Annotated in this window: 11 protein-coding genes; 3 read left to right on the plus strand and 8 right to left on the minus strand. The window is 37.9% G+C overall.

What is annotated here, in order from left to right; genetic code table 11:
- Nucleotides 1-29 precede the first annotated feature (29 nt).
- Together LV704_RS19740 and LV704_RS19745 are read right to left on the minus strand one after the other, a co-directional pair.
- Complete coding sequence (locus LV704_RS19740) at nt 30-1,049, minus strand: zinc-binding dehydrogenase (RefSeq protein WP_163421971.1); 1,020 nt, start codon at nt 1,047-1,049, stop codon at nt 30-32.
- Between the two features lie 63 nt (nt 1,050-1,112).
- Complete coding sequence (locus LV704_RS19745) at nt 1,113-2,732, minus strand: sodium:solute symporter (RefSeq protein WP_163421970.1); 1,620 nt, start codon at nt 2,730-2,732, stop codon at nt 1,113-1,115.
- 314 nt (nt 2,733-3,046) lie between these two features.
- Here LV704_RS19745 and LV704_RS19750 point away from each other — a divergent pair, with 314 nt between their 5' ends.
- From LV704_RS19750 to LV704_RS19760, 3 genes are all read left to right on the plus strand, one after another.
- Nucleotides 3,047-3,940, plus strand: a complete 894-nt coding sequence (locus tag LV704_RS19750; protein WP_163421969.1) for a carbohydrate kinase — start codon at nt 3,047-3,049, stop codon at nt 3,938-3,940.
- Nucleotides 3,941-3,980: 40 nt separating this feature from the next.
- Complete coding sequence (locus LV704_RS19755; protein WP_205597880.1) at nt 3,981-4,403, plus strand: L-rhamnose mutarotase; 423 nt, start codon at nt 3,981-3,983, stop codon at nt 4,401-4,403.
- 227 nt (nt 4,404-4,630) lie between these two features.
- A complete protein-coding gene (locus LV704_RS19760) occupies nt 4,631-5,845 on the plus strand; it encodes an ROK family transcriptional regulator (RefSeq protein ID WP_163421968.1) in 1,215 nt (404 codons plus the stop codon).
- Nucleotides 5,846-6,029: 184 nt separating this feature from the next.
- On the opposite strand, the gene LV704_RS19765 is transcribed toward LV704_RS19760, so the two are convergent.
- The 6 genes from LV704_RS19765 to LV704_RS19790 form a co-directional block, all read right to left on the minus strand.
- Nucleotides 6,030-7,955 (minus strand): hypothetical protein, encoded by a 1,926-nt coding sequence (locus LV704_RS19765; RefSeq protein WP_163421967.1) that lies wholly within the window; start codon nt 7,953-7,955, stop codon nt 6,030-6,032.
- 9 nt (nt 7,956-7,964) lie between these two features.
- Complete coding sequence (locus LV704_RS19770) at nt 7,965-10,565, minus strand: LamG domain-containing protein (protein WP_163421966.1); 2,601 nt, start codon at nt 10,563-10,565, stop codon at nt 7,965-7,967.
- A gap of 21 nt (nt 10,566-10,586) precedes the next feature.
- On the minus strand, nt 10,587-12,881 hold the full coding sequence (locus LV704_RS19775) for a glycoside hydrolase family 3 C-terminal domain-containing protein (RefSeq protein ID WP_163421965.1): 2,295 nt from the start codon (nt 12,879-12,881) through the stop codon (nt 10,587-10,589).
- 299 nt (nt 12,882-13,180) lie between these two features.
- The gene (locus LV704_RS19780; protein ID WP_163421964.1) at nt 13,181-13,864 is read right to left on the minus strand and encodes a hypothetical protein; all 684 of its coding nucleotides are present in this window, start codon (nt 13,862-13,864) and stop codon (nt 13,181-13,183) included.
- Nucleotides 13,865-13,881: 17 nt separating this feature from the next.
- Entirely contained in the window at nt 13,882-17,229 is a 3,348-nt protein-coding gene (locus LV704_RS19785; protein ID WP_163421963.1) for a T9SS type A sorting domain-containing protein, read from the minus strand.
- A gap of 95 nt (nt 17,230-17,324) precedes the next feature.
- Nucleotides 17,325-19,925: a G8 domain-containing protein gene (locus LV704_RS19790; RefSeq protein WP_163421962.1), complete on the minus strand. Its 2,601-nt coding sequence runs from the start codon at nt 19,923-19,925 to the stop codon at nt 17,325-17,327.
- Nucleotides 19,926-20,035: the final 110 nt, after the last annotated feature.

A 20,035-nucleotide genomic window follows, 5' to 3' on the forward strand; every position in this document is an offset into this window, starting at 1 on the left:
ATTTTACTATGGTTTATTTTATAAATGGTTTATAAATCGATAATAACTTTTAAAGTTTGGTCCCCCTGATCATCTATATACCTGTAAGCTTCTAAATAATCCTCAAATGGAAATCTTTTGGTTATTAAAGGTTCCGTAATCAGTTGGCCATTGTCTAGATATTTGACAGCTTGCTCATAATCTTCGTGTGTATACATCAAGGTTCCTATAAGTTTGAGCTCTCTATCCCCTAATATGGAAACATCTACTCTGGGGCGGTCACCATATACCGCTACGGCAACAACATCTCCTCCTTTATTCACATTTTGGATTAAATTATCTAGAGCTATTTCCACACCGGCACATTCAAAACCAACATGAAACCCCTCTCCATTGAACACCCGAGACAAACATGCTTCCAATTTTTCTTCTTTTGGATTGCAAGTATGCTCGATACCACAATCCTTGGCCTTTTGCAACCTATACTCACTTAAATCCGTAATCAATACATTGGCTCCTCTTATCCTTGCAAACTGTGCCACAAGATTACCAATGGGTCCTGCTCCGGTTACAACCACATTTTTGCCTTTTAAATCCCCAGCCTTTAAAGTGCAATGAGCTGCAACGGCGGTTGGTTCTACTAAAGCCCCAATTTCGAATGACATACTACTTGGAAGCTTAATCATTCTATCTTCGGGAAGCACAAAATAATCTTGGGCCACACCAGGCGCCTGAAAGCCTTGTACTTTTAAAACATCACAAATATTATAATCGCCTCTTTTGCAAGGGCCACATTTTCCGCAAACCAACTGTGGTCTAGCCGTAGCTTTGTCGCCTGTTTTAAATTTGGTAACTGCTTTACCAGTTTCAACCACTTCGCCACTATACTCATGCCCTTGAACCACTGGGTACGGCGTAAAAGGATGCTTACCATGAAAAACATGTATATCACTTCCACATACACCAATTTTTTTTACCGAAATCAGCACTTCTTTATCTCCAATGTTAGATGGTTTTTCAACATCATTAAACTCTATAGCTCCCGGTTTGGGCATTATAGCTTGTCTCATATTTTCTTTTTTACTGTTAATAAGTAACTTTTATATTTTTAATATGTTAATTAAATTATTCCTCTATCCTACTATAGCATACAATACAACAAGCGCAAGTAATAATAAACCTGCTAAGACTCTAACATCTTTCCAACCTTTTAGGGGGCCAGCAAAAACTTCTCCCGGATTTGCAAATGTGGTTTGAGCAATTTGCTCTGCATCTGGTCTAGGAGTAGCCAAACTCCATACAATAAACATCACGCAACAAATACAGAAAGTCCACCATGCTCTCATAAGAAAAGGAACTCCTAACCCATCAGTTATATATTGATACCCGCTTACTGGCTTAAAGTCTAACAAGAATAAAACGATACCTAAAATCAAACCAATCAACAATGTATAAAATGCCGCTTGTTTTGTTCCACGTCTATAAAACACGCCCAAAAGGAAAACCGCTGTAATTGGGGGTGCCAACGCTACGGCCATATCATTTATCGCCTGAAATATACTCTGAAATTTACCCCCTTGCGTAGACCATAAAATAGCAACAATCATAACCACAACAGCCGTCACTCTACCTATATAAACCTGTCTCTTATCGGAAATATTTGGGTTTATACGCTTAACAATATCTAAAGCAACGAGCGAAGAGCAACTGTTTAATGCTGCTGCTACTGTACTCATTAAAGCTGCTAATAGTGCCGCCGCAAACAAGCCTTTTAATCCAACAGGCAACAAATTATTGATTAAAACAGGCAACGTCTCTACAGGTAAATCTATTTGTTCTTTGAATAACAAATACGCTAGAGCACCAGGTAACACTAAAATAAACGGAGGCAATAATTTCAACAACCCTGCAAATAATGGCCCGTATTGAGCATCTTGCTGTGTTTTAGCACCAAGCACACGCTGTACAATGGTTTGATCGGTACACCAATACCAAATACCCAAAACTGGATAACCAAGAAGAAAAGCATACCATGAATAACCATGACTTTTTGCCACTTCAGATTCACTTCCATGCAACATTTCTAATTGACCTGGCCTCATTGCAGATTTAACATCAGCATAACTCGTAAAACCAGCATCATTAACTGCATAAATAGCGAGCGCTGTCAAAACAATAGACCCTAACAACAATATTACAGTTTGAATATTTTCAGTAACCACAACCGCCTTTAGACCTCCAACAATAGTATAAATAGCCGTTAAAACAGAAATAACAATAATTGACATATAAATATTAACACCGAAAAACTTCTCAAAAACAGTAGCTCCTGCATATAAACTCATACCTATATGAATAAAAAGCGCTCCTATTATCGCCATGAAAGCCATTAATGATCTAGACCTAGAATCAAAGCGTCTTTCTAAGAACTCTGGGAGCGTTGATATTTTTGTTTTGAAATAAAACGGCGCAAAAATAAGCCCTGTGAACAACAATGTGAATGTTGCCCCCCACTCGTAATTACCTGCAACTAGACCAATAATAAAACCTTCTGAAGCTAACCCTGTTAAATGGATTGTAGATATGTTTGAGGCAAACAGCGCAGCGCCAATTGTAGCCCACCCTAAGCCTCTTCCAGCAAGAAAATACCCCTCACCAGTCATTTTTACTTTTCTAGCAGAGAGCAAACCTACAATTACTATCCCCACTAAATACACCATGATTATTATTGAATCTACAATCGAAATATTCATTTTCTATAATATGTTTAAAATTTATACTTCACTAAAAGAGATAACGCACACAATTATTTACTTTCTAAATAATAAAAAGTAATATACAGAAACTCTGTAACACACCGTCAAAAATGACCGATATAATTATAATTCTTTATGTATTTTATAACGCAAGCGTTGCAAATATATCTTTTTTATATACCTTTACAAAGTTTTCAATTATTTTAAAAGCCTTATGGCAGTTTTTTCATGTCAGAAATTGCGTTTAAGTGTTTAGTTGACAAGATGGGCATTGCATCCAGTGACGCTCTCCTTTATTATTATTTTAAAAAATGATGAAAATACCCAAAGTTGTCTGTTATGGTGAAGTCCTATTTGACAAACTTCCAACTGTAAAAAAAATCGGTGGAGCACCTTTGAACGTAGCGATTAGAGTGAATTCTTTAGGCGGTCAAGCCCAACTTATTAGTTCTGTTGGTGCTGATCAAGAGGGAAACGAAATCATTGATTACCTTAATGCACTTGATTTTCCAACAGACTTTATACAAACCTGCCAGCATTACCCTACAGGTGAGGCCAAGGTATCTCTTGATGATAAAGGCAATGCCACTTATGAAATAAAGCATCCTGTTGCCTGGGATCAAATTACATTGAATCAAAATATAACCACATTGGTAGCCCAGTCAGATGCCCTTATCTTTGGATCCCTTTCCAATAGAGACAAAAAGTCCAGGACTACCCTCCTTGAACTTTTGAAACTCGCTAAATACAGTGTCTTGGATTTGAACCTTAGAGCTCCGCATTATGAACAATCCACCTTAAAGGAACTCATACTAAATGCCGACTTAATTAAGTGTAGTGATGAAGAGTTTAATGAAATTACTTCATTATATAAATCTACTTATAACTCAATAGAGCTCAATGTACAGTACATAGCTAAAATCACAAAAACCAAGAGTATTTGTATTACAATGGGTGCAAATGGCGCTTTGTTTTATTATGATTCGAAATTCTATTATTGCGATGGGTACGACATAAACGTAGTTGACACAGTTGGTGCTGGAGACTCCTTTTTAGCAGGATTGGTAATACAATTACTTCAAAACAATAATAAACCCCAATATGCCTTGAATTTTGCCTGTGCCACTGGAGCGATGGTTGCTCAAAACAGCGGAGCGAATCCAAAAATACATCTCCATGATATTATTGAAATAATGTCCACATAAACTCCTCCCGGATTATTTTTAATCCTAAAAACTAAATTTTATGAAAACCTATTTTAAAACCATTAGCCTTTTATTCGCCTTATTTTTATTGGTTTCATGTAATTCAACACCTAACAACGCTATGAATGAAAAAATAACAAAGCGTGTTGGCATGGTTATCAAACTTAAGCCAGAACACATTGAGGAGTATAAAAAATTGCATGCCGACTCCAACCCAGGGGTCCGTGATTTACTTACAAAATATGGCATGCGCAATTTTTCCATCTTTCTTCATGAAATAAACGGAGAATACTATGAGTTTGGCTATTACGAATACGTCGGCAATGATTTTGAGGCCGACATGAAAAAAATGGGAGAAGAAGAAAGAACCATTGCCTGGCTAAAAGTATGTGACCCCATGCAAACTCCATTAGAGGGGTATAAAAGCTGGACAGAAATGGAACGCGTATACTTCAACCCCTAAGAAAGAACGGGATTTAGCCTCACATAAATTATTGGGCAAAAACTTAACTTTACCTTAAGTTTTTAGCCAATTTTTACTTTTTTATAACATCCTAATAATCAATTTATTAGACAATAAATTAAACTTCCATAAAACAGATTTTTCCATCATTTTTAATTCACTGTTAAAAAGTAGGAAATATACTTATCTTAGCATGTGGAAACGATCTAAGTAAAAAGTATAGGATTATGATTGTAAAGGACGCTTCATACATTAATAAGCTGAACAAAATTGAGATTTTAAAAATTATCCGTGATTCGGAGTCAACTTCTAGGGCAGAAATTGTAAAAATTGCCAAACTAAGTGCTCCAACGGTTACAAGAATTGTTGACAGCTTGGTGCAAATGGAACTTGTTAAGATTGTTGGCGATGGTAATTCAACGGGTGGAAGACCTCCTAAAATGCTCAAGTTTGACGGAAGTAATGCTTATGTTGTGGGTATAGACCTCGGAGCCACTAGTATAAGAGGAGCTATTTCCAACTTGAATGGTGATATTATAATTGAAGTTGAAACTCAAACCGATTTAAGTGGGGGATTTGAGAAGATTTGTATCCAGATTAATCAAATAGTAGATAAACTAAAATTACGATCTAAGTTAGATGATTCTAAAATTCAAGGTATTGGGATTGCGGTAGCTGGTTTAATTAATTTTGAAAATGGTATCATAGAATATTCCCCAGTTTTTAACTGGAGTAAAGTAGACCTTAGACAAGAATTAAAAAAGCACATTAGCTTGCCAATAATTTATGATAACGCTTCAAGAGTTACCGCTTTCGGAGAGCTCCTTCAAGGGCATGGCAGACAATTCAAAAATTTCATTTTTGTTAATGCCGGTTATGGTATTGGGTCCGGAATTGTGGTAGACGGAAAACCTTTCTATGGCCATAAAGGGTTTTCTGGAGAGTTTGGACATATCATTCTTAATGCAGAAAGCGAATACGTCGGTAAAGACGGACTAAGAGGAAGTTTAGAATCTTTGTCCTCTGGTTATGCCATTGCTGAAATAGCTAAGCAAAAAGTATCTGATTATCCTAATAGCATAATACTGGAAAAAGTAAATGGTAAGATTGAAGATATATCTGCAAAAATTGTAGTTCAATCAGCCAAAGAAATGGACAACCTAGCAATGCAAATTTTTGAAGAAGCCATGAAATATTTTGGAATAGGTTTAGATGCGCTAATAAAACTATTTGATCCTGAAGCCATTATACTAACAGGGGGGCTTACAAAAAACGGAGACATATTCTTTGACAAACTAAAGGAAAATATGGTTCTTAACCAATTTAAGCAACTGGAAAGAGAAGTTAAAATACTACCTTCTTCTTTTGGTGAAGACGCCTCCTTGGTTGGAGCATTGTCTATTATTCTAGATAGGGTTTTCCAGTTTGAGCTTACCCAATGAAATGACGACAAGATTTAGTTTTCCTTATTTGGGGAATCAAGAGTAGGCACATTATCGATTTGGTATTTACACTCTAAATTGATTTAAACACCTTCTCATGCCGGTCTTTTTGAAAGTTGCCCCCCTGTCAAAGCATTACCTTCACCTTAAAGTCAAAAATACAAGAGAACCTGTGTAAATCTAGCTATTTTACTACTAATTCTATTTTTACTTCTCCATTTTCAGTTTCATTATCCAACCATATTATCAAATCTGTACTTTCCAATGTTTTTCTAAATCCAAAACGATAGTCTGTTCCATTATTAAGTCTATCTCCATTTAACTCAAGATTAAAGGTTCTATCTCCCCACCCTTTAATAATAAATGCTGGGTCTATAACCGGAGTATTTTCATCAGCGTTTAAAATTAATTCCACTTGTGATGGATTAGGCGATTTTCTTTTAATGACATAAGCCATTTCCGTAGGGTCATAACCTTCATTGAGAAATTCATTTCCCCTAACGATTAAATTGGCTGGATTATCCCAACTCTTTGCAAAGGGCACTAAATCTTCAACAGTACCTGTAGTCATACCATGTAACATTAGTTTGGTAATACTGTAATCAGTTCTGGAATAGGGTTCCCACTGGGCTTGATCTGGTAAATTTAAACTCTCAATAAAGGTTCCATCAGGTTCATTAAAGTTTAAAGAGTAGACAAAATCACCTTTTTTAGCAGACAGTTTTATATTGTCCAATAAAAAGGTACTAGGCTCATCTGAACCGGCTATCTCCAGATAAATTTCATACATACTGTCAATCTGGGCGTCTCCTTGAAAATCTTCCAACATTATATCTGCAGTATATGTATTAAAGTTCTTATTGTTCGTCTTAAATCCAGTTCCTAATTTGCTAAGTTCTATTTCCTCGGTTATTTCAGAAAACCTATCGTACATAATAAGTTTGATATCAGAGGTCCATAAATTAGCATAATCAAAGGAAAATGTAATACCGCCTTTTAAGTTTTCCGGTTTTTTAAACATTAAATCCAGTGCCCCCCATTCTGTAGCCGTCCATTCAAGTGCTTGGTTGTTAATTATAGTATTATAACCATAGGTCCCCCAACTATCTACAGGAGGGTCTATTGCCAAAGCAATATGACCTAATGATGAATGCGATGGTCTATCAGCAGATTCAGCCCCTCTGCCGTCACTGGCATCCTGAGAAACTGGCCAATGATCCCACCAATTGAAAAAAGAGTCATTTCCGGTTCCTCTATAAGGCGTAATTAAATTATCAAACTCCTTGGGAGGAGACACCAATGCAAATGGTTGCCACTTACTTTTAAGGTTAACTTTAAAAATATTAGCCATTGGAGGGTTTTTATCGAAAGGCGGGGCACCATTTTCATCCCAAACATATGTAATATGTTCCCCTTTCATATTAGCAATGGACATGGCTTCATTCTGAATATTATCATGAGGCAACGTACCTGGTTGGTTAATAACGATGGCCTCTTGGAATTCCATCCATTTTATCAAATTACTGCTGTGAGCCGTAATCTTTCGAACCCCTTTGGCATTGGGGTAAATGGTATAATACTCATCAACCCAATCAAACCATCCAGTTTCTTGATTTATAAACGGGTGTTCGTAAGTGACATCAACTGGGGCATACCGCCAGTGAACAACCACTCTGGCGTCATTGTTTTCAATTATTCTAACCTGGGAATACCTACATTGTTTATCACTCATAGGCTCTACTATACTGGTTGTGTTTGAACTGTGAACATTTCTACGTTCAACAAACTCGTTGGTATACCAAATACCGTTTTCGGATACCCAAGAAGGGATATAACTCGTTCCTCTCCAGAACACTAATTTATGACCGCCGTTATCAAATCTAACCACAATGTCCGGATGCTCTCCAATACGCCAGTCTTTGTCCCACTCAGGGTCGTAATCTAAGCGAGAATAGTACGCCCCAAATTCTCCAGGGCCTTCTGGACCCGAGGGTAGTTGGTATATTTTTTTATCTTGACCAAATAGCAGACCACTTCCTATAAAAATAAGAGCTATGAAGGATTTTAGACCACTATTAAGGAAAAATGTTGCGTTTAACGAGTACATCATTATATAGTTTCATTTAATTTCAATGCTTAACTGCTTATCTGTATTAAACTGAAGCCAAACTATTGTTTTTGGTTTGCCTTGTGCGTTATATTCATGTCCAACCCTGACCTCTTTTCCCATCTCTAATTTTTTCCCGTTTGCCCTAGCCTGATCTATATCAAGTTTGATGTTATCAAAAACAAATGCGGGATTATGGATTGGCGATTCTTTTGACGCATCAATATTAATATTAATATCACCTTGGGTTACCTCGCTTATTAGGTAAGCTTTTTCGGCTTTCATAAAGCCTTTACTTTTTCCGTTATCTATTTCTGAAATTTTAGGTGCGTTTTGGAAATATTTGGCGGGGTCAATCAAAGTATGTATGGTTTTATCTGTAAATCCGTAAAAAATGCTAGCTTCTGGTCCAGGTCCGCCCGTACCTAATGCAAAATGAGTAACGCGATCTGAATCTATGGCAAATCTACCATCTGATGGCAATAAGCTAATAGGCCAATGATTCCATGGTCCTGCAAATGGATCATCGGTATATTTTGATTGTTCATCTTCACCCCATGTAAAGATGCCTTCTTCATCATAAATCTTATATATTTTCCAATCGGATTTTGAATTCATCCACTGAATAGATGCATCCTCTAATTCCCCTTCTGGCATAACATTTGGCTTTTCCCAAACATATTCAACAGTTTCTCCTTTGGTATTGGCCACTGTTACGGCATTAATATTAACAACATCTAAAGCATCTTCCCCCGGGTTTGTAAAAAACTGGACATCCTGAAAACCAGGGGCCTCAATTAATTTATTATTGAAAACTGTCTTTCTAATAGCCGTTCCATCAGGGTATATTGTATGATATTCATCTGTATAATTTGCTTTATTTGTGCAAATATAGCCTATATCTACACAAGGATACCTCCAATGTACTACCACCCTGGCCGGATTATTTTCTATAATTCTGGAATAACTGTGCCTATTTTGTTTATCAGACATATGCTCTGAGCAACCATGTTTAGTGAATATCTCTGAGCTTTGATCAGCCATCCATCGGTTGTTATCCAGTACCCAATTTGCGGCAAAATTGGAACCATGCCAATATACCACACTTACAGGGGAGTCTTCAAACTTAACTACAATGTCTGTCTTATCTGTGAGCCTCCACATTTTATCCCATAACTCATGGTAGTCAAGGGTCTTGTAATAGGCTCCAAAGTTTTCAGCAACACCTACTTCTCCTGGTAGGACCGCTTTTTCAACAGGGGAAGTTCTATCTGTTGGAACAAATCGGTTATAGTGCTTAGCTATCTGCTTCTCAGATAAAGCAGCATTATAAACCTTAACTTCATCTATGATTCCCTGAATGCCGTAAATGAATGGTAAATTTTGAGAAAATTCACGTACATAATCAGTACCTCTGGCCTTGTCTGTATTTAGACCAATAGACAGCCTCTTAGAATTCTTTAATGAACCTTTAAAAACGGTACTGCCTACCTTTTCTCCATCTAGATAAAATATAGCATTATTTTCCTCAACCGATGCCGACAAATGTTTCCATAGGTATAAAGGAAGTTTTGAATCACTCTTTATGGTTTTTCCGTTTACCCTTAAAAATGGAAATCCGTAGGCATCTACGCCAAGGTAAAACCCTTGTTCTCCAAAGTTTATGGCATTATGGATTAGTGGTGCTTCATTATAAGGATATACATCTAAGGCTATCCATCCTTCTACTGTAAAATTATCCGGTAGTTCGAACTTTTCTATATGCTCAACCCCCGTGTAATAACCATCAAACGCCAGAGCTCTTCCTGAAACACCCTTCTTAACTATATAACTACCTCCTAAAATAGTATCTATTTCTTCGGTAATAGTCTCCAGGGCACTATCTTTATAATACTCCATCTCCCAATCTGCAATACCATCTACATCCTCTGCATCCAAAATATCCATATCGAATTTCCAGTGTAATACTGGATCTTTTAGTCCACTAGTGGAAATGACCTTATTTTGTGGTCCCCTTTCTGGTTTTACCCAGCCCTTATATCCCCATTCAACTGGACTGTAATCAATTCCTGAATTAGATAGCGTGAAGGTTTGCCTATCTGCATACTCTTTACTTGACCAGCTATTATAACTAGAGCCTGTAGCGTCTTTTACCTGTCTTTCAACTTTACCATTAGGATAAATAGTAAATATTTCATGCACAACATGGGTGAGTCCTTGCTCAAATTTAGAATCTAGGTTTTTATTGGCTCTCTTAAAAATCTCTATATCCTTAACATAACGCCAGTGCACAATAATTTGCTCATTACTTTCCTCGAGCAGGCGCACATAGGAGTATTCAAAATTAGTATCAATATCTTTTTCCGGAAAGAAATCATCTACTAGGAAGGAATGACTGGAAGTTGTCCATTTTGGCAAATAGCCAGTTTGTCTTGTAAACTCCAATTTATTTTCTCCCAAGACCACAATTAAATCGGCATATTTGCCAACATAGTCAGATGGTGAATGCTGTACTTTTGTGTGATAAGCGTAAAAATTGTCTTGACCGCTTACCTCAATTCCAAACAATAAAAATGCTAAGGAAATAACCAACGAAATATTTCTATAATTCATGTAACCTACTTTTTCAATTATTTACCGCGTAATTGACATTTTAACTCTAATATCGGCTGAAGAAGAACCAACAAGAATCTCATAATCTCCAGAAGCAACCGTCCATTCTTTTTTATGTTCATCCCAATATGCAAAATCAGATTTATCTAAAGTAAAATCAAGTGTTTTAGATGTACCTTTATCTAAATGGATTCTTCTGAACTTGCGCAACTTTTTCATTGGTTGTGCAACGTCCGGAGTTGCTAGATTTCTAACGTATAATTGAACGACCTCATCTCCCTGATAATCACCAGTATTCTGAACATCTAAGGTCACATTGTTACCATCTACCTTTAAATTGCCGTATTCAAAATTGGTATAACTGAGGCCATGTCCAAATGGGTAAATAACATCACCTTCAAAGAACATGTAAGTACGTCCTTTCGCAATATCATAGTCGCCTATTGGTGGTAAATCTTCTAAATTCTTATAAAAAGTAACAGGTAATTTACCTCCAGGATTGTATTTACCAAAAAGCACTTCTGCTATAGCCGTGCCACCCGATTGCCCAGGGTACCAGGCTTCTAAAATCCCTGGTACATTATTATCGATCCAATCAATTGTCAATGACATCCCATTAATGAGAACAACAATAACTTTTTTGTTCACTTTACAAACTGCTTCTACTAACTTTTGCTGATCTCCTGGAAGGTTTAAATTAGAACGATCGGCCTCTTCATTAGCTACTGTTAAGTTGGTCCCTACAAAAACCACCGCTACATCCGAATTTTTAGCTAAAGCTACTGCCTTTTTAAGTTCGCCTTCTTTATCAAAACTTTCAATTTCTTGTAATTGCTCTGTGCTGACTTCTTCTTCATTGATATGATGAGAAATCAAACAGCCCTTAGCGAATTCCACTTTTACATTATCTCCAACCATTTCTTTAATCCCTTCAAGGGCACTTACTTCTTTTGATGGGGTCCCGCTGTACCCGCCCAGAACAGCCACATTAGCATTTGGCCCAATAACAGCAATACTGTTTAGCTTTTCCTGATTTAAAGGAAGTATACCATCATTTTTAAGTAGCACCATACTTTCACGAGCCACTTGTAAAGCCAATTGTTTATGGGATTCGCTATCTAGGTCACTTTCAGGAATTGCACTAAAAGGAACTTTCTCGGCTGGATCGAATTCTCCGAGTAGAATGCGTGCCCTGAATAATCTTGCAACAGCCTTATCTATTTCTGCTTCTGTGATATATCCTTTCTCAAAAGCCCCAGAAAGATATTTATCATATAAGAACTGCTCGTCACCACATGTTTCACATTCTAAATCAGTACCAGCTTTCACGGCCATGGCCACGGCTCTTTCTGGATCTGTTTCAAATTTATGCCCATGAACAATATCACTAATGGCACCACAATCTGAAACCACATAACCCTTAAAACCCCATTCTTTTCTTAATACATCATCTAGCAACCAAGTATTTGCACTAGCAGGAATACCGTTCAGGCTGTTATAGGCGCTCATCACAGACATTGCTCCACCTTCCATAATTGACGCTTTAAATGCTGGTAAATAATATTCCCTTAACCATCGCTCACTTACGTCTGAAGATCCTGTATGCCTATTAAACTCACTGTTATTTGCTACAAAGTGCTTTACGGTAGCCACCGCTTTTAAATAACTTGGGTCATTACCCTGAAGTCCTTTCACAAAGCCTACTGCCATTCTGGACAGCAGGTAAGGGTCTTCACCATATGATTCCTCATTTCGACCCCACCTTGGATCTCTTAGTATATTAATGGTAGGTGACCAATAGGTTAGTTTTTTTCCGTATTTATTATAATGGATGCGGGCCTCTGTTGAAGTAACATCTGCCATACTTTGAATGAGATCCGGGTTCCATGTACTTCCCAACCCTATGGCTTGAGGAAAAACAGTTGCCAATCCCGAGCGTGCCACCCCATGTAGTGCTTCGTTCCAGTAACCCCCATCTAGACATCCCAATCCCATGTCTTCCCAATGGTGCCAGTTCTCCTTCTCCCATGGACGTTTCTGCTCATATTCTGCGGCATCCTCATTTTCGAATTCTATAGAAATCTGTCCATACGGATTGTCAAAATTCATATCATAAGCGGTTACGTTCAGACGCTCTATTGCCGGAGATAAATGACTTAATTGCAAAATTTTTTCTTCTAAGGTCATTTGGGAAACTAGATCTGCCGACCTTTCATCTGCAGACAAGGTCATATCAAGATAAGCAGGCTTATTTTGATTTTTGCAACCCACTAGAAGTATTAGAAGGTATAGAAATGAAGTGTTCTTGATTTTCATGATTTTTTCTAAAGCCAGTATTATTTACTAGCAAATATAATTCTTTCTTTCTATCTGTAAGAAAGTATATTTAAGTTTTACGCAAATTTAAGTGATAGCCCAATATTGCACATAAGCCACTTCCCTGCACCTACACAGTAAGAGAAAACATCCCATGCCTACTTAATAACGGCAAAAATCATGAAGCCTATCTTTAGAATACCCTTTCCTAAAAAGGAGTTTTTATAGGATTCAATTTGATTTATGATTGGTTAAAAAAAGCCATTAGAAAAAATTCCAATGGCCCCAAACTGATTAAATTAATTGGCTGTAAAATTCCATACCTGGCCTATAGCAGCTGATTGTTTATCATCTTTAACAACAATACGCCAGTAATATGTACCTGCACCTTGCAAATCTACATTCCTTGAAGTCTGGGTTACTCCTGCAGCTAATAATGGGGGCGGATTAGATGTTCCAAAATATACATCGTATGTTAATGGATCATTATCTGCATCCTGAGCATTCCATGATAAATTGGCCGTATTCCCTGAAACTGTAATTCCATTGGTTGGCCCCAATATAGTTGGGCCATAAGGAATATTATTAGAAACTGGGTTAGGCTCGGTATCAAATTTCCATATCTCTGAAGCAACTGAAGTTTCAGAGCCCGGTCGTTTTGATACCATTCTCCAGTAATAAGTCGTATTCTTTTCCAAAGTAAAAATCTTAAAGGTTGCTGTTACAACTTCTCTGATTATTGGGTTTGTGAAATTTTGTTCTTTTGAAATCTCGATCTGATTTTCAACGGCCCCTGTATTGTTATTAGACCATCTGAATTCCAACTGAAAGTTTGTACAAATAAGATTGTTAGTTGGAAAACTTAAAGTAGCTGCCACCAAATCAGACTCTTCAGGCGGTGGTGGCTGGGTATCATCGCTTTTACTGCAAGATAAAAACATAAAAATAAAGGCTATAAGGAATGATGTTACTTCTTTTTTCATATTTCGTGATATTTATATTATTGCTTGATCATTTTAAAAACTTTGCTGTTGCTTCCGGTGTCTACTTTGACTAGATATAGTCCCTGAGCCAGATCACTAGAACTAATGCGAGCTGTATTACCGATCAAATTATAATTCTCCTTGTTTATCAAACGTCCCGTTAAAGAATATATCTCTACTTGTATTCTGTTAGATTTTGATTGCCCGGTAATGGTAAAATCATTCTTGACTGGGTTGGGGTATAAATTTATGGCTCCATCAACCTTGGCAATAAAGGCTAGCTTTCCTTCGCAAGATTTCGTTGACGTAACCTCTACCTGATCTTGGTCTGTTACTACTATCTCGAATTTAGAGGTATTGTATTGACCTGTTTCATTACCATTAACCTTTACGGTAAAGGGTGCTGTTCCCTTATCGATGTCTATAGTCATTAGTGCGCCTTGAGAACCTGTCATTTTACTAGTACTCGATTTCCCTGTTAAGCTAATACCTTCGCCAATAAAGATTTCATAACAACGATCACAACTTACTGGTGCTCCGGGTACTTCTATACACAATGTATAGGTTCCCGGCGCCAGACCTTCAATCTTATGTTGGTTGAAAAATACTGTAGTTGTATTGTTAATATTGGCGGCATAGGTACCTGCCTGTTGGCTGTTTATTATAATCTCACCATTAGACCTTCCTTGACAAGTTTCATTGTTGCCCACTATAGTGAAATTATTAGAGGGCAAATTATCCAACGGACAGCCCTCAATGCTAACTCCAGTGACTTTACCGCCGGTAATCATAGCATTTGCAGTTGCGCCGGCAGGCATGATTTCACCACTAAAAGAATGACCCGTCGTTCCGTTTAAGGAAACAGATGCTAACTGTTGGTTTGTCTTATTTCTCCATTCAAGTGCTATTGAAAATTCATTAGGAGTTTCTTCATTTGCAGACCATTGGTAATTTTGATTTGTGATAGGGGTGAAATCTGCAGCTTGCTGATCAAAATACAATCTTGAATTATTAAATGACCCAAAATTCAACGTAATCTCATCCTTATATAAAAATGAATAAGGGTTCCTAGGTTTACTACTCACTGCAAATCCATCTTCTACATCCACGGTAAAATCATTACTTAACGAAGCTCGCATGACTATATTATTTACAGATTGCGATATAAAATCCTCATTGGTTAATGTTAACACCCTCTTATTAAGTGGTGTAGTCACCATTCCTGTCCAACTAGGTTCTCTTTTTTCAGCTCCAACACCTGTCTCTGATACTTCTTCAGCTTCTCCCCGATAGGTTCTTGAACTGATTCGTATATCTGTTCCTGGATTATCATAGGTATTGTTGCGCATAACAATAGATGTAGCATTGGTTGGTGGTGTAAGACCAATAGCTCCTGAAGCAAAACCTTTTATGGTATTACCTTCAATTAACCAATTATCAGAGTTTCTCCAATGATCTAAATCTACACCTTCTACTACTCGCCCTCCATGAGTGACTGGAGTACCATAACCATATACTTCGTTGTTTACTATAGATACATGTGAAGCATACTGGGATTGTATTCCAGCATTTCTAATATTCCATATCTTGGTTCCTTCAATCCTTACGTCAAGTGTAGCTCTAAATTCTTCTGAAACATGGTTATATAAACCTTGTGTACCTGCAGGTAATTGAGGATTTGCAGGTTCCAGATTGTTTAAAAATCTGGAATGTGCATAAAATAAAGAAACGCCTTTGCTTGTAGAATAAGCCGTATTATTTTGAAACGGTTTGGCCGGAATTAACCAACAGTCAAACTGCCAAGGAATACCATTTAATTCAGGGTCAGGATGCGAACTGGCTGTGCCTACTAATGCACGTTGAGCTGAGCTTAAATGCCAATTCACCTGTCCGCGCCTTTGTCCTTTTCCAATTTCAATCAAGCCCTCTGGCCAGAATACATAGGAATGCCCTGAAACGCCAGCTGCCACATTATCTCGAATTGTAACCCCATGGCTATGAAACCAATAGGCATCTCCCTGAAAAGCAAAATCCATGCCTCCTTCTCTTAAATTTAAATCTGCTTCACCAGCACTTGGGTTACCAAATGGATCTGTAGGATTAACGGTACGTAAAGCTATATTACGGACAAATGAACCAAGTTCATCTCCTGCTTCGGTATTAAATGCTCCCCCAACTACGCCATAAGATGCATTTTCAATAAAGTCAACTGAGCTCGAATGACTTACATATCCCCATCCCGGATCGTTAAAAACCGTAACACCTTGTACTTGTGCTCTAGGTATTGCATCTCCTTCTGTTTGCGGTGATTCATTCTCTAAACTCCTATGAAAGTGTACTGAATATCGTCCTCTTGGATTGGTATTCGACCCCCATTGATTTTCTCCTGCTTCCAACTCTGGAGAACCTGGATCCCCTGGTAAGAAGTTCCTGTTAATCTGATTCATGTCTCCAATTATAAAAGCTTGAAAATCATTTACTGGCTGAGTCTTGTCCGTACGTCCCATTTCCAACATTTCAACGTGTTTCATCCTAACATCGTTAGTATGCATAAACATTAAATGTCCTCTTCTTTTAGCAGACACACTTATATTCTCTGATGTGAATACAATATTTCTGGTATAATTTGCTACATGAACCTTTAAATTAGGGGCTTCTGCCGGAGGTTGATGTGCGTAGGTGGTAGCAGGACTAAAATTTACAGTAGTACCATTGATACTTGTAATGGTTACAACATCGTCACTAGTAAAGTTTTGGGCAGTAGTTGCTGCAAGCACAAGCTTATCACCTATCTGCCAGTTGGATGGTGCTGATGCTAAAGTCATAGATGTGGCCCCCGCTGAAATACCTGAAGCGAGCTCCAACCAAGTAGTTTTAGCTTGCCCATGCATATCCACCTTACCCATCAGAACCAATCCAGGTGCATACCGCCACCAATCGTTGGCTACTGGCGCACCACTGTCTGTCACTATAAACTTAGCCGATTTACCTGCCTGGATCGGAGCTGCAGCTGTACCAATTTCCAGAATACTGGCCATACCGCCATGAACATATTCAGATTTTAATTCCGTATCAACTGAAGGGTCAAAAGTTAGTTTCCCTAAAATATCAATACTTTTCATCTCTGCTGAAACCTTCGACCTTACAGTGACGGTAAGACCTAATGGAATACGAACTTTATCTCCGTTTACAGGTATACTTCCTCCCCAGGTTGCACCAGAAGACCAATCTCCTGATTGTACTGCAGTTTTATTAGGAGTACCTGCTACCTGAGCAGGAGTTAAACCTTGGCCAAACTGCGAAAAAGATAAATTTGCGGTTAATATAGCACACCATAAAACCAGTATCAAATATTTATTTCTCATATTTTTTTATTTTTTTTACTTATTTAAATTAAAACAATCTAATTATAATTTTCCCCACCCCCTTAGATGAAAATTTTTCAATTAATGGACTAAATCTAATCTGTAGAAACTCCAAAAACCTTACCTCCAATAATCATTGGATGTTTTGTAGCTGTAATAGGGGCAATAGCTCCTGCAAAAGATACTCCACTATTCTGTAAACTTAATTGCTTATTTGTCTTGCCTATATACTTTTTTTCCAGGCACTCTGAACGCCTTCCTCTTAACGAAAATCTGATTTCTTCTCTAAAGGGTATATATTCAGGGTCTTGTGCATGATAATAAACTTTGGAGTTTTTGAATTCTCCAAATTTTAATACAATATCTTGGGGAGTGAAAAACCAATTTCCTTCTTTAGCCGGCCCTATCAAAGGAAAAGCATCTTGATCAAACCTATTGTTATGCAATTGAGGTAATAGTACAATATTCTTATTTACATTTAAAAAACGGATAGGTCCAGCATTTTCTTTAATAATAACCTTTGGATTGCCTTTATCAAAAACAAGTGGGAAATCCTCTTCAGGTTCATGGGTAGGGTTTTTTATTTCTATATCCGTTCCTGAATTATTGAAAGTTCCTCCATCAATCACAACATTGGCATTCAATGGTGTAGTAAGCCCTATGGCATTTCCAGAAAACCCTTCAATTGTATTGTTTATCAAATTCCAGTTGAATGTATTGTGATAGAAATCTAAATCCATTCCAATTGCAACAGGCTCCTCAGCTATAATTCCTGGAAGTGGGTTGGTGCCATAGTCTTCAAGCTCTTGAGAAGCATTGTAACCAACTACTCTAGAGTTTTTAATGGTCACATTCGAGGTATGGTTGTGACCAAAACCTCTTCTTCGTATGTTCCACAATACCGTGTTATCAAACACAAGGTTGAGTTGTTTTCTATAAATATCCGGGGTTAAGTTCATCCACTCTTCTGGATCGGAACTTTGTTCTCTACTGAGGTGAAATTCAGTATGTACATAGTAAGTGTGCACTCCCCTAGCCAAAGTGTAGGCTGTATTATTACGAAAGGGTCTGGGCTGTAAATACCATATATCCAAAACGAAACCCGGATATTGTGCTTTCCAGTCTTTTAAGGCTTTATTCAATACAGGAAATTCATTTGCTGGCACATGGGTATCTATATCACCTCTTGCCATACCCAATCCTTTTTCAATTAGTCCGTCTACCCAGTATACATAGGCGTGTCCTGTTGAACCTGCTACTACATTCCCATCAACGGTCACCCCAGTACCATGAAACCAAAATCCATCACCCTGCCACGCAAAATCTTGCCTACCTTCCCTAATATCGGCCAGAGCCTGTGTTGGCTCGCCATCAACATATGAATTTCGGGGTCTAGGCTCTGTTGTCATAGGCTCTGCGGGATTATAAGTTCTTATGGCTATATTTTCAACAAAAGAACCTGTTTCATTTCCAGATTCGGTACAAAAGGCACTTCCAACAACATCGTAACTCACGTTTCCTAGAAAGTTTACTCGGGATGAGTGGTTTACAAAACCCCACCCTGGATCATTATTTACCACACAACCTTCTACATGTGCAGGTTTTGGCAAAAAAGCTTTTGCTGGATATACACCGGTATCTACCGCTCCCCTGTGAAAATGGAAAGAATACCGACCTCTTGGGTTCCTACCTCCTTTGGGGACAGGGTTACCCGTACTTTTTCCTCTGGCTAAATCTTCAAAATCCCAATCATCAAGGAGGATTGATTTATCAGTACGCCCAGTGTTATTAGCCTCTACATATCTCAAATCCACATCTTGATTATGCATAAACATCATATGACCTCTAGGCTTATGAAAGTCTCCACGTATTGAAGTCACACTAGTGTTTTCTGAAGTTATTACAACATTTCGAGATAGATTAGCAATGTGTACATCTAAGTCCGAAGCCTGAGATGGCGCCTTATGATCTCTTAACAAAGGCGTCTTTATGGTGATAATACCTCCTGAAACACCGGTAATTTCCACTACTTCATCACTAGTAAAACTATTAATATCTGTTCCGGCCAAAGCCAGTTTATCGCCTATTTGCCAACCCGATGGAGCCTTATTTAAAACCAATTTCGTAGTTCCTTTTGAGGGCTGATTAGCATTATTAAAAGCCAACCAGTTCGTTTTCTCGGCACCGTGCATTCTTACAGGCCCCATCAATACTGCGCCGGGGGCAAACCGCTCTGGGTCTTCAACTTGGGTCGTCCCTCCCCTTTCGGCAAATATCAAACTTGCTTTGACATTTGGTGAAATTTTATTTGAGGCTGTTCCTATTTCAAAAATACCGCCCATTTCACTAACTAAATACTCTGTTCTTAACTCCGTATTAACGTTTGTGGCGTATTGAAGCTTGGCTCCCTTTGCTATACGGATGGATTTCATTTCCTCAGCAATCATGCCGTCCACTGTCACTGTAATACCATCTGGAATAAGGACACGCGAATCACTATCAGGTATGGAGCCACCCCAAGTGGATGCCTCACTCCAATTACCATTTTGAATAGCTGTTTTCGTGGCGGCCCCTGCTACTTGTAGAGGTGTTTGGGCAACAATATTGCAGGATAGAACTAAGGAATTAAACAAAATTCCTAGGAACAATCGTCCAAATTTATTCGGAAGTCTTTTCTTCAAATTTGATTTAGTCATTATTAACTTTTTCTTTTCTAATTATTTAAACAGCTTCACATCAATTTCCTCTGCCATTTGAGTTTGAAGAAACTTGTCAGGTAAACAATATGCTAATTTACTTATTAATT

The organism is Flagellimonas sp. CMM7 (assembly GCF_021390195.1).
Taxonomy (GTDB): domain Bacteria; phylum Bacteroidota; class Bacteroidia; order Flavobacteriales; family Flavobacteriaceae; genus Flagellimonas.